This is a genomic window from Janthinobacterium kochi (assembly GCF_051380715.1).
In the GTDB taxonomy this organism is placed as follows: Bacteria; Pseudomonadota; Gammaproteobacteria; order Burkholderiales; family Burkholderiaceae_D; genus Janthinobacterium.
The window spans coordinates 91,329-112,766 of the sequence record NZ_JBNYXO010000010.1; the positions used below are offsets into that span (position 1 = coordinate 91,329).

The 21,438-nt window shown below is 63.4% G+C and carries 18 protein-coding genes, 4 tRNA genes and 1 pseudogene; 11 read left to right on the top strand and 12 right to left on the bottom strand.

Features of this window, described 5'->3' with window-relative positions; genetic code table 11:
• Nucleotides 1-65: 65 nt before the first annotated feature.
• From ACQ4WL_RS20295 to ACQ4WL_RS20325, 7 genes are all read left to right on the top strand, one after another.
• Nucleotides 66-141, top strand: a tRNA-Val gene (locus ACQ4WL_RS20295).
• 54 nt (nucleotides 142-195) lie between these two features.
• Nucleotides 196-272 (top strand) — tRNA-Asp (locus ACQ4WL_RS20300).
• 217 nt (nucleotides 273-489) lie between these two features.
• Nucleotides 490-565: transfer RNA gene (locus tag ACQ4WL_RS20305), tRNA-Val, on the top strand.
• Between the two features lie 57 nt (nucleotides 566-622).
• Nucleotides 623-699: transfer RNA gene (locus tag ACQ4WL_RS20310), tRNA-Asp, on the top strand.
• A 159-nt stretch (nucleotides 700-858) separates the two neighbouring features.
• A complete protein-coding gene (locus ACQ4WL_RS20315; protein ID WP_436511357.1) occupies nucleotides 859-1,962 on the top strand; it encodes a hypothetical protein in 1,104 nt (367 codons plus the stop codon).
• Nucleotides 1,953-2,579 (top strand): ABC transporter ATP-binding protein, encoded by a 627-nt coding sequence (locus ACQ4WL_RS20320; RefSeq protein ID WP_436511358.1) that lies wholly within the window; start codon nucleotides 1,953-1,955, stop codon nucleotides 2,577-2,579. The genes ACQ4WL_RS20315 and ACQ4WL_RS20320 overlap by 10 nt, the downstream gene beginning before the upstream one ends.
• 134 nt (nucleotides 2,580-2,713) lie before the next feature.
• Nucleotides 2,714-3,052 carry a CzcE family metal-binding protein gene (locus tag ACQ4WL_RS20325; protein WP_436511359.1) on the top strand — a complete coding sequence of 113 codons (339 nt, stop codon included), beginning with the start codon at nucleotides 2,714-2,716 and terminating at the stop codon, nucleotides 3,050-3,052.
• Between the two features lie 69 nt (nucleotides 3,053-3,121).
• Here the strand turns inward: ACQ4WL_RS20325 and ahpF are convergent, their stop codons facing one another.
• The 12 genes and pseudogenes from ahpF to ACQ4WL_RS20385 form a co-directional block, all read right to left on the bottom strand.
• Nucleotides 3,122-4,717, bottom strand: a complete 1,596-nt coding sequence (gene ahpF, locus ACQ4WL_RS20330) for an alkyl hydroperoxide reductase subunit F (RefSeq protein ID WP_436511360.1) — start codon at nucleotides 4,715-4,717, stop codon at nucleotides 3,122-3,124.
• A 98-nt stretch (nucleotides 4,718-4,815) separates the two neighbouring features.
• Nucleotides 4,816-5,379 carry an alkyl hydroperoxide reductase subunit C gene (gene ahpC / locus ACQ4WL_RS20335; protein WP_034780873.1) on the bottom strand — a complete coding sequence of 188 codons (564 nt, stop codon included), beginning with the start codon at nucleotides 5,377-5,379 and terminating at the stop codon, nucleotides 4,816-4,818.
• 188 nt (nucleotides 5,380-5,567) lie between these two features.
• Nucleotides 5,568-5,966, bottom strand: coding sequence for a DUF3597 domain-containing protein (locus tag ACQ4WL_RS20340; RefSeq protein ID WP_436511361.1), 399 nt, complete (start codon nucleotides 5,964-5,966; stop codon nucleotides 5,568-5,570).
• 176 nt (nucleotides 5,967-6,142) lie between these two features.
• Nucleotides 6,143-8,956: an EAL domain-containing protein gene (locus ACQ4WL_RS20345; RefSeq protein WP_436511362.1), complete on the bottom strand. Its 2,814-nt coding sequence runs from the start codon at nucleotides 8,954-8,956 to the stop codon at nucleotides 6,143-6,145.
• 133 nt (nucleotides 8,957-9,089) lie between these two features.
• On the bottom strand, nucleotides 9,090-9,482 hold the full coding sequence (rbsD, locus tag ACQ4WL_RS20350) for a D-ribose pyranase (RefSeq protein ID WP_230506466.1): 393 nt from the start codon (nucleotides 9,480-9,482) through the stop codon (nucleotides 9,090-9,092).
• A 13-nt stretch (nucleotides 9,483-9,495) separates the two neighbouring features.
• Complete coding sequence (rbsK, locus tag ACQ4WL_RS20355; RefSeq protein WP_436511363.1) at nucleotides 9,496-10,407, bottom strand: ribokinase; 912 nt, start codon at nucleotides 10,405-10,407, stop codon at nucleotides 9,496-9,498.
• Nucleotides 10,404-11,468, bottom strand: coding sequence for a LacI family DNA-binding transcriptional regulator (locus tag ACQ4WL_RS20360; RefSeq protein WP_436511364.1), 1,065 nt, complete (start codon nucleotides 11,466-11,468; stop codon nucleotides 10,404-10,406). Before ACQ4WL_RS20360 ends, rbsK begins: the two co-directional genes overlap by 4 nt.
• 9 nt (nucleotides 11,469-11,477) lie before the next feature.
• Nucleotides 11,478-12,449, bottom strand: a complete 972-nt coding sequence (locus ACQ4WL_RS20365; protein ID WP_141171082.1) for an ABC transporter permease — start codon at nucleotides 12,447-12,449, stop codon at nucleotides 11,478-11,480.
• Nucleotides 12,450-12,467: 18 nt separating this feature from the next.
• Nucleotides 12,468-14,021: a sugar ABC transporter ATP-binding protein gene (locus ACQ4WL_RS20370; protein WP_436511365.1), complete on the bottom strand. Its 1,554-nt coding sequence runs from the start codon at nucleotides 14,019-14,021 to the stop codon at nucleotides 12,468-12,470.
• 83 nt (nucleotides 14,022-14,104) lie between these two features.
• On the bottom strand, nucleotides 14,105-15,064 hold the full coding sequence (locus ACQ4WL_RS20375) for a sugar ABC transporter substrate-binding protein (RefSeq protein ID WP_436511366.1): 960 nt from the start codon (nucleotides 15,062-15,064) through the stop codon (nucleotides 14,105-14,107).
• A gap of 208 nt (nucleotides 15,065-15,272) precedes the next feature.
• The gene (locus tag ACQ4WL_RS20380; RefSeq protein WP_436511367.1) at nucleotides 15,273-16,154 is read right to left on the bottom strand and encodes an EamA family transporter; all 882 of its coding nucleotides are present in this window, start codon (nucleotides 16,152-16,154) and stop codon (nucleotides 15,273-15,275) included.
• Nucleotides 16,155-16,257: 103 nt separating this feature from the next.
• Nucleotides 16,258-16,494: pseudogene (locus tag ACQ4WL_RS20385) on the bottom strand (transposase domain-containing protein); the annotation flags it as partial.
• A 200-nt stretch (nucleotides 16,495-16,694) separates the two neighbouring features.
• On the opposite strand from ACQ4WL_RS20385, the gene ACQ4WL_RS20390 reads away from it, so the two are divergent.
• From ACQ4WL_RS20390 to ACQ4WL_RS20405, 4 genes are read left to right on the top strand one after another with little or no spacing between them, the layout of a single operon-like run.
• Nucleotides 16,695-18,131, top strand: a complete 1,437-nt coding sequence (locus tag ACQ4WL_RS20390; RefSeq protein WP_436511368.1) for an efflux transporter outer membrane subunit — start codon at nucleotides 16,695-16,697, stop codon at nucleotides 18,129-18,131.
• A 2-nt stretch (nucleotides 18,132-18,133) separates the two neighbouring features.
• Nucleotides 18,134-19,435 (top strand): efflux RND transporter periplasmic adaptor subunit, encoded by a 1,302-nt coding sequence (locus ACQ4WL_RS20395; protein WP_436511437.1) that lies wholly within the window; start codon nucleotides 18,134-18,136, stop codon nucleotides 19,433-19,435.
• A complete protein-coding gene (locus ACQ4WL_RS20400) occupies nucleotides 19,432-20,184 on the top strand; it encodes an ABC transporter ATP-binding protein (protein ID WP_436511369.1) in 753 nt (250 codons plus the stop codon). The genes ACQ4WL_RS20395 and ACQ4WL_RS20400 overlap by 4 nt, the downstream gene beginning before the upstream one ends.
• A 5-nt stretch (nucleotides 20,185-20,189) precedes the next feature.
• The gene (locus ACQ4WL_RS20405) at nucleotides 20,190-21,398 is read left to right on the top strand and encodes an ABC transporter permease (RefSeq protein ID WP_436511438.1); all 1,209 of its coding nucleotides are present in this window, start codon (nucleotides 20,190-20,192) and stop codon (nucleotides 21,396-21,398) included.
• Nucleotides 21,399-21,438: the final 40 nt, after the last annotated feature.

The window sequence follows — 21,438 nt, forward strand, 5'->3', positions numbered from 1 at the left end:
TCCTATAATAGCGCCTCTTCCAGACGTGGTGACAAACGTCGGGATGGTTTTCTGAGACAAGCAACGGGTGCTTAGCTCAGTTGGTAGAGCGGCGCCCTTACAAGGCGTAGGTCGGGAGTTCGAGCCTCTCAGCACCCACCAAATCAGAAAACTGTCCAGTGCTTCATGGATCAGCAATACAGATCATACGAGCTTGGAGTGGTAGTTCAGTTGGTTAGAATACCGGCCTGTCACGTCGGGGGTCGCGGGTTCGAGTCCCGTCCGCTCCGCCAATAAAAGAAAAGCCCTTTGGTTCCCAGAACCGAAGGGCTTTTCCCATTTCAGAAGCAGAAAAAGCGCCAGCCCTCCCTCTCCCCGAAAATTTTTGCGTTTTTCAGCAAAAAACTGCTTTTCCCCCTCAAGAATAGTTGCACAAGCACGAAAGCGCCCCCTATAATAGTGCCTCTTCCAGACGTGGTGACAAACGTCGGGATAGTTTTCTGGGTATGCGGGTGCTTAGCTCAGTTGGTAGAGCGGCGCCCTTACAAGGCGTAGGTCGGGAGTTCGAGCCTCTCAGCACCCACCACCAATACAGAAAATTATCCAGTGCTTCATGGATCAGCAACACAGATCATACGAGCTTGGAGTGGTAGTTCAGTTGGTTAGAATACCGGCCTGTCACGTCGGGGGTCGCGGGTTCGAGTCCCGTCCGCTCCGCCAATAAAAGAAAAGCCCTTTGGTTCCTGGAACCGAAGGGCTTTTCCCATTCTGGGGTCAGACCCTCAACACCGCCAACGTCAAGCTCAACGCTAACTTGTCCGGGGGTCTGACCCCGGCTGTTAGAATCAGCGCTCATCCTGACTCTGCAGCTCCTGCCTGATGCGCCTGCCCCGCAGTCTTTCCCCCTACCTCGTCCTGCGCTTGCGCCTGGCCCATCATGCGTTGCTGCAATTTGCCGCCAGCCTGGCCAGTTCCATGGAAATCCTCGTGTTCCTGGCCGGTCCCGTCCTGCTGGGTTTACTCAGCGTCATCACCCTGCCCGGCTTTCTTGCCGTGAGCCTGCCCTGGCCTGCCGCTTTGGGTCTGCTGGGCGCGCAAGCTTTGCTGACCTGCCTGCCCGCCTGGCTGCTGCGCAAGCGATTGTTGCCGGCGAATACCGCCGCCTGGCTGCGCCAGCTGCCCTTGCCGACGCGTTTGCGCTGGCAAGCCGATATCGCCGTGGCCGGTGTGCTGATGCTGCCGCTGGGCCTCGCCTATGCCATCTCGGCCAGCATCTGGCTGCTGCAGTCGCCGCCCTGGCTACGTCCAGTTGCCGCGCCCGGCATGGCCGCCACCATTGCCGCCTGGCTGCTGGCCTGGCTGCTGACGACACTCATCGTGGCGCAGCGCCTGCGCGCGCCGCGCGCCGCACAAAGCGCGCGCCCACCCACGATGACGGCCTATGTGCCACAGCCTCCCCGCTGGCGCAGCGTGTTCCTGTGGCGCCAGTTGTTCTGGCTGCCGTTCTGGCGCAATGAAAACAGGATCGGCATCCAGCAAAGCGTGCTGCTGGCCACGGCTGGCGCCAGCATGCTGGCCTGGCTGCTGCGCGCACCGCTCGTGCCCGCCCCACTGCTGGGTTTGCTGGCCAGCGCCAGCCTGATCATTGTGACGGACCGCGGCGACAAGGCCGTGCGAGAACAGATCGGCTTGCTGCGCCCATCGTTGAACGCCTGGCCCCTGGCCAGCACGGCCTTGATGCGCCTGGCTTGCGCCGCCAGCCTGCTGCCGCCGTTTGCCGTGCTGCTGGGCGCTGGCGTCTTGTTGTACTGCATCGATCCCGCCGTCTTGCAGCAGCGCGTGACCCAGGTCTACGCCTTCACGGCCAGTGTGGCCCTGCTGGCCATCGTCGGCCTGCCCCGCCTCAAGGCGCGGGGTAGAGTCGTCCTCGTCGTCCTCTCCATCCTTGCCTTGAGCGCCATCGGAAGCGAATTATGGAATTGAATGCCTCTTCTCCCACCCTGCACATCGAACACCTCGATTTTCACTTCCCCACGCACAGCGTCTTCCAGGGCTGCAATCTGCAATTCGGCCCCGGCATCACCTGGCTGCGCGGTGCGAACGGGGCCGGCAAGACGACCTTGCTGAAGCTGGCGGGCGGCGCCCTGCTGCCCGCGCGCGGCGCCATCCGCCTCGATGACGTCGACAGTAGCCGCATGCCGCTGGCCTACCGCGCACTGGCCTTCTATTGTGGCGGCGACGCCCCTGCCCTGCCCTGGCTGCAAGTGCACGAATTTCTCGACCTGCACCTGGCTCTGTATCCGGGCAGCGACCAATCCCTGCTGAACGACGAGCTGAAGGCGTTTGCCATGACGTCCACCTTGCAGCAAAGCATCACCGCCCTCTCGCTGGGCCAGCACAAAAAACTGCAACTGGCCCTTGCCCTGGTCTTGCCCGTGCGCCTGCTGCTGATCGACGAGCCGTTCAATGGCCTAGACGCATCCGCCATGGCGTACTTGCGCCAGCGCCTGTCCGACCCGTCCCGCCTGGCGCGCCAGTGCATCGTGCTGACCAGCCACCTGGCGCCGGACGTGCCGCTGGCGGCGACGGTGGAAATATAGACAGGAAATACAGCTTTGCAAATCGGCCAAGAAACGCTTACGATGCCGTGCTGCAAAAACCGGCGATCCCGGTGCAGCTACGACGACAACACGGTGCGGTTACTCACCGCGCCTGGCTTATTCTTGGAGAAATCATGTTGATCACCCACCGCAGCACCTTGGCGATCCTGTGCGCCACCTTTGCCACCTCGGCCCTCGCCGCCGGTCCCACGGGCACGGCCGCCGACTATGGCAGCAGCGCCCCGCACGCCGCCGCCCAGCGCAGCATCGAACTGCAGCCGGACACGCGCCACATCAACGTCACGCGCGGCGAAACCGTCACCATCGCGCGCGCCGGCCAGCGTTTTACCTGGCACGTGCAAACTTTTAACCATCAAACGAAATTCGCCCTGAGCGAGATCGCGCCGAAGGACATGCCCGTCGATGGCGTGCAGGTGTATGTGGCCGCCAACCCGCTGTACGCCGGCAGCTAAGTTTCCTCTACACGTAAAAAAACCGGAAGCACCTTGCGGTGCTTCCGGTTTTTTTTGCGGCCGGACAGCTTATGCCGTCAGCGCTTCTTTCACTGCGGCTTCTTCAACCACTTCCTCGTCATCCGAGCGGATCAGGTGGTCAAAGGCGGACAGGGCTGCCTTGGCGCCTTCGCCGGTAGCGATGATGATCTGCTTGTACGGCACCGTGGTGACGTCGCCGGCCGCAAATACGCCGGGGATCGAGGTCTGGCCGCGGGCATCGACTTCGATTTCACCGTGGCGCGACAGTGCCACTGTCCCCTTCAGCCACTCCGTGTTCGGCACCAGGCCGATTTGCACGAAGACGCCTTCCAGCTCGACCTTTTTCGACTCGCCGCTGACCCGGTCCGTATAGCTCAGGCCATTGACGATCTTGCCGTCGCCGTGGATCTCGGTGGTTTGCGCCGAGGTAATCACGGTCACGTTAGCAAGGCTGTGCAGCTTGCGTTGCAACACCGCATCGGCACGCAATTCCGCGCCGAACTCGATCAGGGTCACGTGTTTTACCAGACCGGCCAGGTCGATCGCCGCTTCCACACCCGAGTTGCCGCCGCCGATCACGGCCACGCGCTTGCCCTTGAACAAGGGACCATCGCAGTGCGGGCAGTAGGCGACACCATGGTTGCGGTATTCCTTCTCGCCCGGCACGTTGATTTCGCGCCAGCGGGCACCGGTAGCCAGGATGACGGTCTTGGCTTTCAGGATGGCGCCATTCGCCGTTTCAATCTCGATCAGCTTGCCTGGCGTCAGCTTGCTGGCGCGCTGGGTGTTCATGATGTCGACGTCATAGGTCTTGACGTGCTGTTCCAGCGCCATGGCAAACTTCGGACCATCGGTTTCCTTGACGGAAATAAAATTCTCGATGGCCATGGTGTCGAGGGTCTGGCCGCCGAAACGCTCGGCCAGCACGCCCGTCTTGATGCCTTTGCGCGCCGCGTAGATGGCCGCTGCCGCGCCGGCAGGGCCGCCGCCGACGATCAGCACGTCAAACACATCTTTCTTGCTCAACGCTGCCGCCTGGCGTGCGCCTGCGTTGGTATCGAGCTTGGCGAGGATTTCCTCGACATTCGTGCGTCCCTGGCCAAAATGCTGGCCATTCAGGAACATCATCGGCACGGCCATGATCTGGCGCTCTTCCACTTCTTTCGGGAACACGCCGCCATCGATGGTGGTGACCTTGATGCGCGGGTTGATCACCGCCATGGCGTTCAAGGCCTGCACCACTTCCGGGCAGTTATGGCAGGAGAGCGAAATAAACGTTTCAAACTCGTAATCGCCGTCGAGGTTGCGGATCTGCTCGATCACGGCGTCGTCGAACTTGATGGTGTGGCCGCCCACTTGCAGCAGCGCCAGCACCAGCGAGGTAAATTCGTGGCCCAGCGGCACACCGGCGAAACGCACGCCGATGTCGGAGCCGGTACGGTTGATGCTGAATGACGGAACCCGTACGCCAGCGTCAAGGCGCTCGACCAGCGTGATCTTGTCGCTCAACAGGACTATCTCCTGGAGCAATTCCTTCATCTCGCTGGCTTTTGCGCTGTCATCGAGAGAAGCGACCAGCTCAAGCGGATACACCACTTTTTCCAGGTAGGATTTCAGTTGGGTTTTGAGGGTTGCATCTAACATGATTTTTTCTTCCTTTACAAATATTTAGGCGAATGCCGGGCCGGACGCCCGGTCCGGCATCGCGGTAACTACTTGTTTGCTACGTGGTGCATCGAAACTTAGATCTTGCCAACCAGGTCCAGCGATGGGGTCAGCGTTGCTGCGCCTTCCGTCCATTTGGCTGGGCACACTTCGCCTGGGTGAGCGGCAACGTATTGGGCTGCCTTGACTTTGCGCAACAGTTCCGATGCGTCACGGCCGATGCCGTTGTCATGCACTTCCAGCACTTTGATGAAGCCGTCTGGATTGATGACGAAGGTACCGCGCAGTGCCATGCCTTCTTCTTCGATCATGACTTCGAAATTGCGCGACAGGGTACCGGTTGGGTCGCCGATCAGTGCGTATTGCACTTTCTTGATCGCGTCCGAGGTGTCGTGCCATGCTTTGTGCGCGAAATGCGAATCGGTCGAGATGCCGTAGACATCGACGCCCAGCTTCTGGAACTCGGCGTGGTGATCGGCCAGGTCTTCCAGTTCGGTTGGGCAAACGAAGGTGAAGTCGGCTGGGTAGAACACGAATACCGACCACTTGCCTTTCAGCGACGCTTCCGTCAGGTCGACGAATTTGCCATTGTGGAATGCGGTTGCCTTGAATGGTTTAACTTGGGTATTGATGAGCGACATAATCATTTCCTCTCGTGTGGTGAATCAGTAAGACCCTAGTGTAAGGGGTTTTAGTCCATATTCAAAATTGATTGTTACAATAGTTTCAATTGGCTTTAACTATCGCGACACTATGGGAACACCATCATAGGCAGTTCCCGCAGGATTGAATAGCGGCAGCGCTGGAGATTCCGGCTGCCGCCCAGTGTTTAATTCTTGAGTTCTTCCGGTACCTTGCCGCCGTTTTCCGCCAGCTTGATCATCACCTGGCGGTGCAGCCAGATATTCATGCTGGCCGAATCATTGGTGTCGCCCGTGAAGTGCAGCTCTTGCGCCAGTTCCTTGCGCGAACCCAGGCTGCTGTCAAGCTGCAGCAGTTTCATCAGGTCGACGATGGACGTGCGCCAATTGAGTGTTTCTGCGTTCTTGCTGGCCAGGTCGACCAGCACCACTTCCACGTCCACCACCGGCACGGCAACCGCTGGTGCAGCTGCTGCTGCCGGTACGGCCGCCGCTGGCACGTCGGTAGCGGCAACTGGCGTGGCTGCCGGAGCTGCGTCGGACGCATGGTGGAAGATCTTGTTGTAGATATTGCTGAAAATGCCCATGAGGTCACCTCGAGTTGAGTGAATGGAAGAAGGTTTGCCTGCGCGCCCGGTTCATGACGCGAACCGGTGACAGCTGGAGCCGGGCGCAGGCGCCAGCCCGTCGAGTATAAGCCTGTTCAGGCCGGGAGCCCTGTCCCGCAGGGCCAGTGGACATCTGGTGGCTGAGCACGCCTGTTTCAAGGCTGCAAGGGCCGCCGGGCATGCAGCAGGGCATCGAACGCTTCGATGGCCAGCGGCGGCGCAAACAGATCGCCTTGCGCAAAATCGCAGCCGATTTCCAGCAACCGCGCGCGCTGCTCTGGCGTCTCCACCCCTTCGGCGATGACCTGCAAGCCCAGCTTGTGGGCCATGGTGACGATGGCTTCGCACAGCACCAGTTCGCTGGCGCCGGGCGCCAGTTTGCGCACCAGCACGCCGTCGAGCTTCAGGTAATCGATGCCGCATTGCTGCAATTGCGTCAGCGAGGCGGGGCCGCTGCCGAAGTCGTCCAAGGCGATCTGCAAGCCCGCGTCGCGCAAATGCTGCAACCGCTGCGCCATGCCGCTGCCGGCGCTGGCACCGGGTCCCAGCAGCGCATCTTCGCGCATGTCGAGCACGATGGCCGAGGCCGGCACATCGAGCGCCATCAACTGGCGCAGCCAGGTGCCGGGCGCCTCGGCTTCGCGCTGCAGCTCCAGCGGCGACTGGTTCAGGCACAGTTGCAGCCCCGGCAAGCCGATGGCCTGGCCCTGCGCCCGCCAGCGCAGCAGTTGCGCGGCCGCCGTGCGCAGCACCCAGTCGCCAATATCCACAATCAAACCGCTGCTTTCGGCCAGTGCCAGGAAATCCGGCGGACACACGATGCCCCGCTGCGGATGGTGCCAGCGCAGCAAGGCTTCCGCTTTGACAATATTGCCGCTATGCAGTTCGACAATGGGCTGGTAATGCAGCTGCATCTGCTGTTCGCGCACGGCCGTGCGCAAGTCCACCCCCATGCGCATGCGGTTGACGGCCGCCACCTGCATCGCGGGCGTAAAGTAGCTATAGCGGTTGCGCCCCGCGCCTTTCGAGACATACATGGCCTGATCCGCATGCTTGAGCAAGTCCTCGATCGTGCCCGCGTCGTCCGGATACAGGGTGATGCCGATCGAGGCCGAGACGAAGGCCTGCTCCTGCCCCAGCAAGAACGGCGCCAGCAAGCCGTCGAGTATCTGCCGCGCGATGCGGTCGACTTGCTGCAGATCATCGAGGTCGGACAAGATCACCGTAAATTCATCACCGCCCAGGCGCGCCACCGTATCCGTCTCGCGCACGCCCACGCGGATGCGCCGCGCCGCTTCGATCAGCAAAATATCGCCCTGGTGGTGGCCCAGGGTATCGTTGACTTCCTTGAAATGGTCGAGGTCGATAAACAGAATGGCCACGCGGCTCGTATCGCGCCGGCCCTGGGCCAGCGCCTGGCGCAGGCGTTCGTGGAACATGCGCCGATTCGGCAATTGCGTCAAGGTATCGAAATTGGCTTGCTGCCAGATCAGCGCTTCCGTTTGCCGCTTGTCCGTCACGTCTTCCAGCATGCACAGGTGGTGCGGCCCGCCATGGCGCGCCGTGGCAATGGCCGTCACCGACGCATCGACCCATACCACGCCGCCATCGGGACGCACGATGCGCTTGGCGTGGCGGAAGCCCTGCATGCGCCGCGCCAGCAACTGCGCCACCTGCTCTTGCTCGCCGGCCACATCGTCGGGATGGCTGATCTCCATCCAGTTCGACCGCTTCATGTGTTCCAGGCTGCGCCCGCTGATGGCCAGGTAACGCGGATTGATGTCGAGAAACTGCCCACTCACGGTATCGATCAGGGCGATCCCCATGGGCGCTTCCTCGAACATGGTGCGAAAGCGCAATTCCCCTTGCCGGATGGTTTCCTCCGTGCGGCGGCGCTCGCGTGCCAGGTTACTGAAGTGAAAGGCGGCCGACACGGCCAGCAAGCTGCCCGCCACACCCAGCGACAGGTACAGCCAGCCCAGGTCGACGCCCGGCACGGGGCGATACAAAAAGCCCTGGTAGGCGCGGCTGTCCGTGGCATTGCGCGGCAGCACGCCCATGGCGGCATAGGTATCGGCGATATGCTGCCAGCGCAGGGGGTTCATGTAGCCAAGTTCCACCAGCACGGGCTGCAGCAGCAATTCCATCTGCTGCGCCTCGTACAGCAGATGCGCCTGGTCATGGCGCTGGCTGTATTTTGCATGGATCAGATGCGCCATTTCCTCGCGGTGCGCCATCGCGTATTGCCAGCCGCGCAGGCTGGCCGCGCGGAACGCTTTGACGCGCTCGGGATGGCGGCGCAGTTCGTACTCGCTGGTAAACAGGTTGTCGCCGTAGAAATCGATGCCGGCCGTGCGCGGCGTAAACTGGTAATAGGAGAAGCCCGCCCGGTCCAGGTAGTCCGGTTCGTTGGTGGAATACGCGGCAATCGCGTCGACCTTGCCATCGATCAAATCCTCGATCCGGTAGCTGGGCGGCAAGTGGCGCAGCTGCTGCGGCGCGACGCCCATTTTCTGCAGGAACAGCGATACTTCATCGGATGTGGCTGCCACGTCGGTGGCCGCACCGATCATCACGGGCGCCCCCACCAGCTTGCGCATGTCGGGCGCGCCGCCATGCTGGCGCATCAGCAGCACGCTGGGCGAATGCTGGAACACCACGGCCAGCACCACCAGGGGCTTGCCCGCCATGCGGCTGAGCAACAGGGTGCTGTTACCCACGCCATAGTCGGCCTGGCCCGTCAGCACGGCCGCCTCGGCAAGCGGCACGCCGCTGCCTTCGACCAGCTTGACCTCCAGCCCCGCCTCGCGGTAATAGCCTTGCTCGATGGCCGCGTAATAGCCGGCAAACTGGAACTGATGCGTGAAATTGAGCTGCAGGGAAATGGCATCCAGCGCGCGGGCGGGCGTGGCCAGGCACAGCAGCAGAATGAAACAGCAGCGGAAAGCGTCGAATGCTTTCATCGGCATGGCAGGACACCACAGGAAACTGCCGAGCTGGCAGGGTACGACTATTGTAGCCGCCCCTTTTGCCGATGGATAATTATTTCACTAAGAACAATAACGTTGATGTTTTTGGCAAAAAATCTGGCGTTTGTTTGCGCTAGAACACGACGCCTGCCACCAAAATGATGTTGGCATACGGACTGCACTCACCCGTACGCACGATGGCGCGCGCGCCCTTGGACAGTTGCTTGAACTCTTCGTGCGTCACCTGGCGCGCGTCGGGCAAGGCCAGGGCCGCCACCTGCGCCGCCATGGCCGGATTATGCTGCGGCAACTCGCTGGCGAGCAAATGGTATTCCACCTGCATTTCAGTCAAAACCGTGTTGACGGTATCGATGAAGCCGGGGATGCCGCGCGTCAAGGCCAGGTCGATCAGGGGCACGCCCGGCTGCGAGGGCAAGCCCGCGTCGCCGATGACGAGCATATCGCCATGGCCAAGCGAAGCGATCAGTTGCGACAGCGCAATATTGAGCAGCGGTGATTTTTTCATGGGTGTGGTGTCGTTAGAACAGTTCGTGCAAGTGGGGGATCGAAGTTTGCGCACCAGGCTTGGTGACGCTCCAGGCGGCCGCGCGCTGGCCTTGTTGAATCGCTTCCGCCTCGTCCATGCCGGACGCCAGGCCCGCCACGAAGCCGCCGATAAACGTGTCGCCGGCGGCCGTCGTATCGACGGCTTGCACCACTTCGGCCGGGAAGGTGAATTCGCCGCCATACAGGGCCGCGTACACGCCCTTGGAGCCGAGGGTGATGATGACGTTGTCGCTGCCCAGCTTTTGCAGGGCGGCTGCCAGCGCCTTGGCATCCGCGCCTTGCGGGCTGACGCCGGCCAGCATGGCCGCTTCGATTTCATTCGGAATCAGGTAGTCGACCAGTTCCAGCACGCCTTCGGGCAAGCTGGCGGCCGGCGCCGGGTTCAGCACCACGGTCTTGCCCAGCGAGCGGGCCAGTTTGATCGCGTGCACGACGGTAGCCATCGGCGTTTCCAGCTGCAGCACGACAATATCGGCCTGTTCGATCAGCCCTTGCGCCGCGTCAATGTGCGCGGGGCTGAGCAAATCGTTGGCGCCCCCGGCAATCACAATGCTGTTCTGGCCCTTGTCGTCCACCAGGATCGAGGCGATGCCGGACGCCACGCCCGGCAAGGTCGTGACGTGGCTATCGATGATGCCGTCGCCCACCAGTGCGGAGCGCAACGTCGTGCCGAACGCATCATCGCCCACGCAAGCGACCATGGCCACTTGCTGGCCACCGGCGGCCACTTTGCCGCTCAGGCGCGCGCAAGCGACGGCCTGGTTGGCGCCCTTGCCGCCAGGAATGGTACGAAAAGCGCCGCCCGTCAGGGTTTCGCCGGGGAGGGGCATGCGCGGCACGCGCAAGACCAGGTCCATATTGATGCTGCCGATAACCACGATCATGATGTCATTCCCATCAGTTCAGTTGCAGGTGAAGAAGTAGGTGCGGAAGAAGTTACTGTGGCAGGTACAGCCACGCTGGAGCCGCGCACATGCAGTGCGGGCGCGATGCTGCGCTGCTGGCGCGGCAACGCGGGGTCGGCAATGCGCGCCAGCAGGCAGGCGGCCGTGATGTGGCCCAGCTCGCGCGTATTTTGCGCCACGCTGCTCAAGGCCGGATGCACGAAGCTGGCCAGATCGATATCGTCGAAGCCAACGACAGCCAGTTCGCCCGGCACGGCAATGCCCCGCTCGGCGGCGGCGCGCAGGGCGCCAAAGGCCATCAAGTCATTGCAGCAGAACAGGGCGTCGGGGCGCTGGCCTGGCGGCAGCGCCAGCAAGTCCAGCGCGGCCGCATAACCGCCCGCGCTCGTAAAATCGCCATGCACGCACAGGGCGTCGGCCAGGACCACGCCCGCGTCCGCCATGGCGCTGCGCGCACCGGCTATACGCTCGTTGGAAATGCGCACTTCGCGGGGACCGGCGATGCAGGCGAGGCGCCGACGTCCCAGGCCCAGCAAATGGCGCGCGGCCAGGGCACCGCCGGCGCGGTTGTCGACGGCCACCGCATCGATGGACAGGTCGCTGGGCGCGCGGTCGAGCAGCACGGCCGGCACCTTCATCTTGCGCAGCAGTTCGCCATCGCTGTCGGCCAGCGCGGACAGGATCAGGCCGTCGCAGCGCTTGGTCAGCAGCACGTTCAGGTAGTCGCGCTGCTTGACGGGGTCGTCATCGGAATTGCACAAAATCACGCTGTAGCCGGCCGCGTAGCAGCTATCCTCGATGCCGCGCGCTACTTCCGAAAAATACGGATTCGTATTATTCGGAATGATGAGGCCGATGGTGCCCGTGCTGCGGCTGCGCAGGGAGCGCGCCAGCGCGCTGGGCACGTAATGCAACTGCTCCGCCGCCGCCAGCACGGCGCGGCGCGCCGCGTCGCTGACGGGACGGGTATTGTTGAGGACGTGCGACACGGTGGTAAACGACACCCCCGCCGCCTGCGCCACTTGTTTGATCGTTGCCATGGGCCAGTATTATGAACGCTCGCCGCGGCGGCGGTAAGTGTCGAGCACCACGGCGGCGACGATCACCAGGCCAGTGACGATGCGTTTCACGGGTTCGGACACGCCCACCTGCGCCAGGCCCGCTTCCAGCACGGAAATGATCAACACGCCGATAAACGTGCTGATGACGGAACCGCGTCCGCCCATCAGGCTCGTGCCGCCGATCACGACGGCGGCGATCACTTGCAATTCCATGCCCACGCCGCCATTCGGGTCGGCCGCTTCCAGGCGCGACACCTGGAACAGCGCGCCCACGCCAGCCAGAAAGCCCATCAGGGCAAACACCAGCACTTTTGACGGTTTCGTGTTGATGCCGGACAAACGCACGGCTTCTTCATTCGTGCCGATGCCGATCCAGTGGCGTCCCAGCACCGTGCGCGTGAGCACCAGGTGGCCGATGACAACAATCGCGATGGCGGCGATGAAGGCCGGCGACAGGCCAAAGGCGATCGGCGAGCTGATGCCGTCCACGGCGCTGCCGATATATTCCGTGCGCGAATTGGTCACCTGGTAAGCCATGCCGCGTGCCATTTCCAGCACACCCAGCGAGACGATGAACGAGGGGATGCGCCAGCCGACGGAAATCAGGCCGGTCGTCGCGCCGCACAGGGCGGCGACGAACATGCCCAGCAGGGCCGCGCTCCACACGGGCCAGCCCCAGTGCACGACGGCCAGCGACAGCACGGAAGCGGCCAGCGCCATGACGGAGCCGACCGACAAATCGATGCCGCCGATGATCAATACAAAGGTCATGCCGACGGCCATCACGACCAGGGTCGGGATGTTGTTCGACAGGGTGCTGAGGGTAGCGAGCGTGAAGAAATTTTCGCTGGCAAACGAAAACAGCACGCACATGGCGAGCAAGGCGCCGATCAGGCCCGCATAGTTTTTCAGGTCGGCCAGGCTGCGCTGCAGATACGAAGGAGAGGAATGGGTGGTCATGGGAATCTTTCCGGCGGATCAGGCCGCAGCTGGAGTGGAAGTAGGAGTCAAATAGCCGGAGAAGGCAGCCGACAGCAGCGCGTCCTGGCTCCAGGCACCGCGCTCGAAGGTGTCGACGATGCTGCCGGCGCTCATGACGGCGATGCGGTCGCAGATCAGCATCAGCTCGCGCAAGTCGCTCGAGACGATGACGAGGCCCTTGCCCTGGCGCGCCTGTTCGGCCAGCACCTGATAAATATCAAACTTGGCGCCGATATCGATGCCGCGCGTGGGCTCGTCGAACAGCATCACGGGACAGTCGCGGTACAGCCAGCGGGCGATCACCACCTTTTGCTGGTTGCCGCCAGAGAGCTCGGCCACCGTTTGCGCGCTGTTGCGCGAGCGGATGCCCAGGCGCTGAATGTAATCGTCGGCCACCGACGCCTCAGCCGCATCGTTGAGCCAACCGGCGCCACTGACGGTGTCGAGCGAGGCCAGGGTCGTGTTGACGGCGATGGACTGGCGCAACAACAGGCCTTGTCCCTTGCGGTCTTCCGTGATCATGGCGATGCCGGCTTTCACTGCCGCCTGCGGCGAGTGCAAGGCGGCGGGCGTGGCGCTGTCACCGAGGAAAATTTCACCGGCATCGGCGCGGTCGGCGCCAAAGATCAGGCGCAGCAATTCCGTGCGACCCGAGCCGATCAGGCCGGCAATGCCGAGGATTTCGCCGGCGCGCAAGTCGAAGGACGTGGGGTTGACCACCTTGCCGCGCGCCAGGCCCCGCACGCGCAGCAACGGTGCGCCGATGCTGCGTCCGCTCAAGTCCACAGCATCGTCGGCCGAACGGCCTACCATCAGGCTGACCAGGTCGGCGGCGGAGTGTCCCGCTATATCGTCATCGCACACGAGCTGGCCATCGCGCAGCACGGCAATGCGGTCGGCGACGCGCTTGAGTTCTTCCAGGCGGTGCGAAATATAGATGATGCACACGCCTTCGGCCTTCAGGCGCTCGATTTGCAGGAACAGCAATTCCACTTCGCGGTGCGTCAGCATGGCTGTCGGCTCATCTAACACCAGCAAACGGCAGGAACCGATCAGGTTGCGCGCGATTTCGATCATTTGCTGGTGGCCGATGCCGAGCTCGCCCACGAGTGTCCACGGGTCGAGGCCGCCCAGGCCCACTTGCTCCATCTGTTCGCGCGCGTCGCGTTCGAGGCGCGTCCGGTCGATGAAGCCGAAACGCTGCGGCAAATTTTTCAGGTACAGGTTTTCCGCGATCGACAGGGTAGGAATCAGGTTCAGTTCCTGCATCACCATGCGGATGCCCAGCGCCTCGGCGGCACCGCGCGAAGCGGGCAGGTAAGGCTTGCCGTCGAGCAGCATGGTGCCCGTGGTGGCTTGCTCCAGGCCGCAGATGATCTTCGACAGGGTACTCTTTCCCGCGCCGTTTTCGCCCGTCAGCGCCAGCACCTGGCCAGCGGCGAAGTGCAAGCCCACGCCGCCCAGCACGGGGCCGACATAGGACTTGCCGATGTTGTCCAGGGTCAATATAGGGGCGGCGGTTGATGGCGCCGGGGGGATGTCGATGGGCATGATAAAACTCCGCGGTAGTGGCGGCGGGGCCGGCGCCGCCTACTCGTGAGTACGCTGGCGCCGGCCCCGGCGGGATCAAACGATCAGGACTTGGCGCCCTTGGCAACCAGTTCGACCTTGGTTTCGATGACGCCACCGAGCTCGGCCTGTTTCTTCTTCTGCGCCAGGGCTTTCAGCACGGTCTCGATGCCGAACACGGCTTGCTGCGAACCGAACTGGTCGGCGGTGGCCAGCACGCGGCCATCGGCCAGCATCGGCTTGATGGCGTTGATGTTGTCGTAGCCGACGACCAGCACTTTGCCCGTCTTGCCGGCCGCCTTGATGGCGGAAATGGCGCCGATGGCCATGTTGTCGTTACCGCACAGCAAAGCCTTGATATTCGGGTTGGCGTTCAGCATGGCGGCGGCCACCGTGTTGGCGGGAGCGATTTCCCACTGGCCCGACTGCACGCTGACGACCTTGGCACCGGCCGCGTTCATGGCGTCCTGGAAACCCAGGGTGCGCTGCTGTGCGTTGTAGGTGGTGGAGACGCCTTCGATGATGCCGACGGGATCACCCTTCTTGATCTGCTTGGCCAGATAGTCGCCGACGACCTTGGCGCCCTTGCGGTTGTCCGGACCGACGAACGGCACGCTGATGCCCTTCTCTTTCAGGGCGCCCTCGTCGAGCTTGTTGTCGATATTGACAACGATGATGCCCGCGTCGATGGCTTTCTTCAGCACCGGCACCAGCGCTTTCGAGTCGGCCGGGGCGATCACCAGCGCATTAACGCGCGAGACGATCATTTGCTCGACCAGCTTGATCTGGCTCGACGTATCCGTTTCATCCTTGATGCCGTTCGACAGCAAGTCGTACTTGGCGGCATTCGCCTTCTGATGCGCCTTGGCGCCATTTTCCATGGTCAGGAAAAATTCATTGGCGAGCGACTTCATCACCAGCGCGACCTTTGGTTTGGCAGGTGTCTGCGCCATCGCCGGCACGGCGGGCAAGGCACACACGAGGACAGCGGCGGCAAGCATTTTCAGGCGAATACGGGATGTCATGAGCGTCTCCAGAGTTGTTGGTCAAGCACGTGTAGAGCATGCTTTTATGGAATTTCATTGCGCGCAAACGTTTGCGCGAAGCGAATAGTGCCTCAATGCCCTATTACAGTGCAAGCAAAACAGTATGTGCGGTGCAGCAAAAAGGCAGCGCCCGGAGGGAAGCAGGCAGGCCGATGCAATCAGCCTGCCGGGGAGAAATGCGCGCAAGTCAGGACTTTGTTGCGGGACGGGCGCTGGCCCACTGCACCGCCAGCACGCTGGCCAGCACCAGCAGCAAGCCCAGCATCGACCAGCCCGTCATGGCCTGGCCCAGCAAGGCCCAGCCCAGCACGACGGCCATCAGGGGACTGAGCAGTCCCAGCGAAGACACGGCCACGGGCGACAGCGTGGCGATGCCGCGAAACCATAGCGCATACGCCAGCAGGGCACCGGCCAGGCACAGGTAGGCGTAGGCCAGCACTTGCTGCAGGGACAAGGCCGGCAACGGAGCATCGGCCAGCCAGGCGACGGGCGCCAGCATCAGGCCGCCGAGCAACAATTGCCAGCCCGTCAGCGCCAGCACGGGCAAGTCCGGCTTCCAGCGCCGCGTCAGATACGTGCCGGCCGCCATGCAGGCCGTGCCGCCCAGCGCGGCGGCGATGCCGATGGGTTCCCACACCGTGCGCGGCGACAACAACAAGACGCCCATGCCGGCCACGCCCAGCACGCTGGCCAGCAGCGCCAGGCGGGCCGGACGGCGCCCTTCCACGCCCCAGGCCAGGCCCATCACCAAGAGCGGCTGGATGGCGCCCACCACGGCCGCCAAGCCACCCGGCAAGCGGTAGGCGGCGACGAACAGCAGCGCCTGGAACACGCCGATATTGAGCGCGGAAAGAATCAGCACGCGGCCCCAGTCGCGCCGCGCGGGCAAGCGCCGCATCAGCAGCAGCAACAGCAAGCCGGCCGGCAGCACGCGGATCAGGGCCGCCGTGAAGGGGCGATCGGGCGGCAGCAGTTCGGACGTGACGATATACGTGGAACCCCAGATCAAGGGCGCCAGCGCGGTGAGCATGATATCGCCCCAGGCGGGACGGTGAGCGGAGGCAGGCATGAACTATCTCGACATCAAGATAAAAATGGAGTGTGATCGTAAACTATCTTGATGTCAAGATAAACCATTGCAAGCGGCCAGCCGCTCCACCTATGCAGCGCGTTCAGGTTTGGATAAAGTCCGGGAATGGCAACAGCGAGTCGATCTGGCTGTTGCGGCACGTCGGGAGACGTTCCAAAACGCCGGCCAGCCAACGCAGCGAATCGAGTCCGTTGAGCTTGGCGGTGGCGAACAGGCTCTGGATGGCGGCGGCACGGCGGCCCGCCCGCTCCGAGCCGCTAATTAGCCAGTTCTTTTTGCCGATGGCAATGGGACGGATGGCGCTCTCGACCGGATTGTTGACAACTACCGAATGCACGATCCGGCATTACGGGCTTGAGCGTTAGCGACCGCGCACGCAACGCCAGCAAATGAAGCTTGAACGACAGTTCATATCCTTCCCCCACACTTGATTTACATCAAATGGGTGGGATCACTCATTGGCTCTTCTGGGTTACATTGGATTTCATCCGATATCGTAGCCGATGGAGGGACGATCGCATGCTGGCCAGAATCTTGCTGTTCGGAGCGACGACCTTATTGTCGGCTTGCAGTTCATTGCCCATGACGCCGACCACTCCAGACATTGCCGTGCCGGTGGCCTGGTCGACAACGCTCCAATCCCAGCCTACCGGCGACAAGTCCGTCGGCATCGCACTGGCCGCTTGGTGGGACAGTTTTGGCGACCCGATGCTCGGCATGCTGGTGCGCCGAGCATTGCAGGCCAATACTAGCGTCATGAGCGCGCAGGCGGCGCTACGTCAGGCGCGCGCCTTACGCGACGTCACAGCCGCGTCGCTGCGGCCAGTTGCGTCCTTTTCCAGTTCTGCGCAGCGCAGCAAGACGGGCAACGCTGGCGCAAATAGTCCCGCTAGCGCTGGCATCGATGCCAGTTGGGAAGCGGATCTGTTTGGTGCGAACCGCTATGGGGTGCGCGCTGCCGAGGCAGGTGCGCAGGCCTCCGTTGCGACGCTGGCCTCGGTCCAGGTATCGATTGCGGCCGAGGTTGCGCTTGCCTATATCCAGTTGCGTGGGGAACAGGCCAGGCTCGTCATCGCGCGCGCCAACCTGGCCAGCCAGCTGGAAACCCTTCAGATCACAGGCTGGCGGGTGCAGGCCGGCTTGCTCACTTCGCTCGAGGGCGAGCAGGCGCGTGCGGCCAGCGAGCAGACCCAGGCGCAAATTCCCGCATTGGAGGCCAACGTCGCCCAGATCGCGCACGCGCTGGCGGTGTTGTGTGCACAGCCGCCGGCGGGATTGCAATCGCAGCTGGCGGGTGTGGCGCCGGTCCCGCAGGCGCCAGATGAGCTGGCACTGAGCCTGCCGGCCGATACCTTGCGCCAGCGCCCTGACGTCGCGGCGGCAGAGTATGAAGTGCGCGCGGCGCTGGCTCGGGTCAGCGCCGCCGACGCCGCGCGTTACCCCGGATTCAGGCTGGCCGGTTCGCTCGGACTCAACGCGGCCAGCCTGGCCGCGCTCGGCAGCGGCGCGGTGGCGCGGACGATTCTCGCCAGCGTGTCCGGTCCGCTTTTCGACGGCGGTAGCCGGCGCGCCCAGGTTCGCGCGCAGCAGGCGGCGCTGGAGCAAGCACGGCTGGCGTATGGGGAGGCCATCCTGACCGCATTGAAGGACGTGGAGGACGCGCTGTCGGCACTGGAAGGCGATCGCGGGCGGCTACTCCACCTGCGTTATGCGGCCGAGGCCGCCGTGAATGCGGAGCTACTCGCCCGCCAGCGCTACACCGGCGGTGTGATCGACTTCCAGGTTGTTCTCGAGACGCAGCGCTCGCTGCTCGCTTTGCAGGATGCGGTGGCGTCCACCAGCGCCGACTTCAGCGCCGACCACGTCCGTCTGTACAAGGCACTGGGCGGCGGCTGGACGCCCGATCATGCGGCGATGCGTGGGCCGGATGGAACCGTGAGCGGGAATGCGCAATGAACATGGACAGCTCCCCTGCAGAAACTGCGACCGGCACCGAGACGCATACGCCGCTGAGCGAGCCCGGCGGGCAGCGTTGGTGGCGGCGCGCCATGCCTTGGGCATTGGGCGCAGTCATACTCGTCGCCGTGGCGCTGGGGCTGTACCAGTGGCAATTACAGCGCAAGGCCGGCGCCGCGCCGAGCTACACCACCGAGCAGGTCAAGCGCGGCGAGCTTTTGCTCACCGTCAGCGCGAACGGCAGTTTGCAGCCAACCCGTCTCGTCAGCATCGGTAGCGAATTATCGGGGACGGTGGCGCGGGTGATGGTGGACGTGAACGACAAGGTGAAGAAAGGGCAAGTGCTGGTGGAACTCGACACCGCCAAGCTGAACGACCAGATCGTCCGCTCGCGCGCAGCGCTCGCCGGCGCGAAGGCCGCCGTGGCGCAGGCGGAGGCCACGGTGAAGGAAGCGGGGGCCAACCTAGCCCGGCTGGAACAGGTGGCGCGCCTGTCGGACGGCAAAGTGCCATCGAAGGCCGAACTGGACGCAAGCCTGGCCGAACTCGAACGTGGTCGTGCCAATGAACTGAGCGCGCGCGCCAATGTCGTTAGTGCCAACGCCACCCTGTCCACCGACGAAACCAACCTTGCGAAGGCATCGATTCGCGCGCCCACCGACGGCGTCGTCCTCACCCGCAGCGTGGACCCCGGCAACGCCGTGGCGGCGTCGTTGCAGGCGGTAACGCTGTTTACGATTGCTGAGGACTTGCACCGGCTGCGCCTGCAGGTCAACGTCGATGAAGCCGATGTCGGCGCGCTCCAGCTTGGACAACAGGCGCGCTTCACTGTCAGCGCCTACCCCAACCGACAATATCCCGCAGTGGTGACGCGGGTCGCCTACGGATCGACCATCACGGATAACGTCGTCACCTACCTGACCTATCTGGAAGTCGACAACAGTGACCTGAGCCTGCGGCCGGGCATGACCGCTACCGCCGTCATTCGCGCCACTGAACGCCATAATGCGCTGCTGGTGCCCAACACGGCGCTGCGCTTCACGCCGAATCGGGAGGCGAAGCCTGCCGCCGGCGGCATCGTCGACAGCCTGATGCCGCGCGGCCCGGCGCGCTCGCCGCGCCGTCCCGCCGCCGGTGCCAACACGGCGGCGACGCGCCGGGTCTGGATATTGCAAGACGGTGCGCCAGCCGAAGTGAGCGTGATGCCCGGAATCAGCGACGGCCGCATGACCGAGGTGACCGGCGGAGACCTGCGTGAGGGCATGCAAGTGATCACCGATCAGCGCGCGGGAACGCAGCCGTGAGCGCGCCGCAAGCAGCGGGCCATGCTCCCCTGATCCGGCTGCGCGGGGTCAGCAAGGTGTATGGCTCCGGCCAGGCGTCGCTGATGGCGCTCAAGAATCTCGACATCGACATTGTGGCTGGCGAGTTCACGGCCATCATGGGGCCAAGCGGTTCGGGCAAGTCGACTGCGATGAACATCATTGGCTGTCTGGACACGCCGTCGGCGGGCGAATACCTGTTTAGCGGCACCCATGTCGAGATTTTGTCGCGCGACGAACGCGCGCGCCTACGTCGTCGCTTCTTCGGTTTCGTGTTCCAGGGATTCAATCTGCTGGCCCGCACGTCGGCACTCGAAAACGTCGAACTGCCGCTCATCTACCGAGGCGAGAGCGTGGCCGTGCGGCGTGCGAAGGCAACGCGGGCGCTGGCATCGGTCGGGCTGGCCGGCTGGGAGTCTCACACACCCGGTGAATTATCCGGCGGACAGCAGCAGCGCGTCGCAATCGCACGTGCCATCGTCACCGAACCGAAGGTTCTGCTGGCTGACGAACCTACCGGCAATCTCGACAGCCAGCGCGGCCGCGAGATCATGGATCTGTTAGTTGGGCTGAACCAGCAGCAAGGGATCACGGTACTGATGGTGACCCATGAACCGGACATGGCCCTCTACGCGAGACGGGTGCTGCATTTCCTCGACGGCAGGCTCGTCATCGACGAGGACGTCCAAGGTAGCGCTACGCCCTCGGTGGCGCGCGAGGCGGGCGCATGACCCATATGCTCCTTGATGCCCTGTCGTTGGCGCTGCGCTCGATCCATCGCAACATGCTGCGCTCGTTCCTGACCGTCCTCGGCATTGTGATCGGTGTGAGCGCAGTAATCACGATGGTCACACTGGGCAATGGCGCCACCCAGGCGGTGCAAAACCAGATTGCCAGCCTGGGCAGCAACTTGCTGATGGTGCGCACCGGGCAACGCCTGGGCTTCGGCGGCGGTGGCGGTGGCGCGCCCGCATTCAAAGAGGCCGATGCGGCAGCGATTGCCGCCGAGATCGGCGGCATCAGGGCAGTCGCACCCGAAGCGCGCACCAGCGTCACCGTCGTGGCCAACGGCCGCAACTGGACAACCAGCGTGGTCGGCAGCAGCAATGCGTGGTTCGACACCAACAACTGGAGGCTGGCGGCAGGACGGCGCTTTGAGGAGGCCGAGCTGCAGGCCGGCGCGCCGGTGTGCGTGATTGGTGAAACGGTACGGCGCGAAGTATTTGAATCGCGCAATGCATTGGGCGAACGCCTGCGCGTCAGGCAATTCTCGTGCGAGGTGGTGGGCTTGCTGGCAGCGAAAGGACAGGCCGCGATGGGCAATGACCAGGACGATGTCGTCATGATGCCACTGCATACCTTTCAGCGCCGCGTCACCGGCAATCTGCGGGTGGCGACACTGCTGGTGTCGATGAACGACGGCGCCGACAGTGCTAGCCTGAAAGCCAGCCTGGGCCAGCTGCTGCGCGAGCGCCGCAAGCTGGCGGCAGCCGACGAAGACGATTTCAATGTGCTCGACACGAAGCAGCTCGCCGAAACGATTTCCGGTACCGCCAAGGTGATGACGACCCTGCTCGGCGCGGTGGCGGCGGTCAGCCTGCTAGTGGGCGGCATCGGCATCATGAACATCATGCTGGTCAGCGTCACCGAACGCACGCGCGAGATCGGCCTGCGCCTGGCGATTGGCGCGCTGGAGAGCGAAGTGCTGTCGCAGTTCCTGATTGAAGCTGTGGTGCTGGCGGCCTTGGGCGGCCTGATAGGCATTGTGCTTGCCACTGCGGCGTCGGTAGTGCTGGCCAGGGTGATGGATGTGCCGTATCTGTTTAGCCCGTCCATCAATCTGCTTTCGTTCCTGTTCGCGGCGGCGATCGGCGTACTGTTCGGCTACTTCCCCGCGCGCCGCGCCGCGCAAATGGATCCGATCGAGGCATTGCGGCACGAATGAATCACGCGTTCTCCGTGATCAAACGAGCTTCGCGTCAGCA

Coding starts and splice junctions, on each gene's coding strand:
- ACQ4WL_RS20315 (WP_436511357.1), top strand. CDS start 859: ATGCGCCTGCCCCGCAGTCTTTCCCCCTACCTCGTCCTGCGCTTGCGC.
- ACQ4WL_RS20320 (WP_436511358.1), top strand. CDS start 1,953: ATGGAATTGAATGCCTCTTCTCCCACCCTGCACATCGAACACCTCGAT.
- ACQ4WL_RS20325 (WP_436511359.1), top strand. CDS start 2,714: ATGTTGATCACCCACCGCAGCACCTTGGCGATCCTGTGCGCCACCTTT.
- ahpF (WP_436511360.1), bottom strand. CDS start 4,717: ATGTTAGATGCAACCCTCAAAACCCAACTGAAATCCTACCTGGAAAAA.
- ahpC (WP_034780873.1), bottom strand. CDS start 5,379: ATGTCGCTCATCAATACCCAAGTTAAACCATTCAAGGCAACCGCATTC.
- ACQ4WL_RS20340 (WP_436511361.1), bottom strand. CDS start 5,966: ATGGGCATTTTCAGCAATATCTACAACAAGATCTTCCACCATGCGTCC.
- ACQ4WL_RS20345 (WP_436511362.1), bottom strand. CDS start 8,956: ATGCCGATGAAAGCATTCGACGCTTTCCGCTGCTGTTTCATTCTGCTG.
- rbsD (WP_230506466.1), bottom strand. CDS start 9,482: ATGAAAAAATCACCGCTGCTCAATATTGCGCTGTCGCAACTGATCGCT.
- rbsK (WP_436511363.1), bottom strand. CDS start 10,407: ATGATCGTGGTTATCGGCAGCATCAATATGGACCTGGTCTTGCGCGTG.
- ACQ4WL_RS20360 (WP_436511364.1), bottom strand. CDS start 11,468: ATGGCAACGATCAAACAAGTGGCGCAGGCGGCGGGGGTGTCGTTTACC.
- ACQ4WL_RS20365 (WP_141171082.1), bottom strand. CDS start 12,449: ATGACCACCCATTCCTCTCCTTCGTATCTGCAGCGCAGCCTGGCCGAC.
- ACQ4WL_RS20370 (WP_436511365.1), bottom strand. CDS start 14,021: ATGCCCATCGACATCCCCCCGGCGCCATCAACCGCCGCCCCTATATTG.
- ACQ4WL_RS20375 (WP_436511366.1), bottom strand. CDS start 15,064: ATGACATCCCGTATTCGCCTGAAAATGCTTGCCGCCGCTGTCCTCGTG.
- ACQ4WL_RS20380 (WP_436511367.1), bottom strand. CDS start 16,154: ATGCCTGCCTCCGCTCACCGTCCCGCCTGGGGCGATATCATGCTCACC.
- ACQ4WL_RS20390 (WP_436511368.1), top strand. CDS start 16,695: ATGCTGGCCAGAATCTTGCTGTTCGGAGCGACGACCTTATTGTCGGCT.
- ACQ4WL_RS20395 (WP_436511437.1), top strand. CDS start 18,134: ATGGACAGCTCCCCTGCAGAAACTGCGACCGGCACCGAGACGCATACG.
- ACQ4WL_RS20405 (WP_436511438.1), top strand. CDS start 20,190: ATGCTCCTTGATGCCCTGTCGTTGGCGCTGCGCTCGATCCATCGCAAC.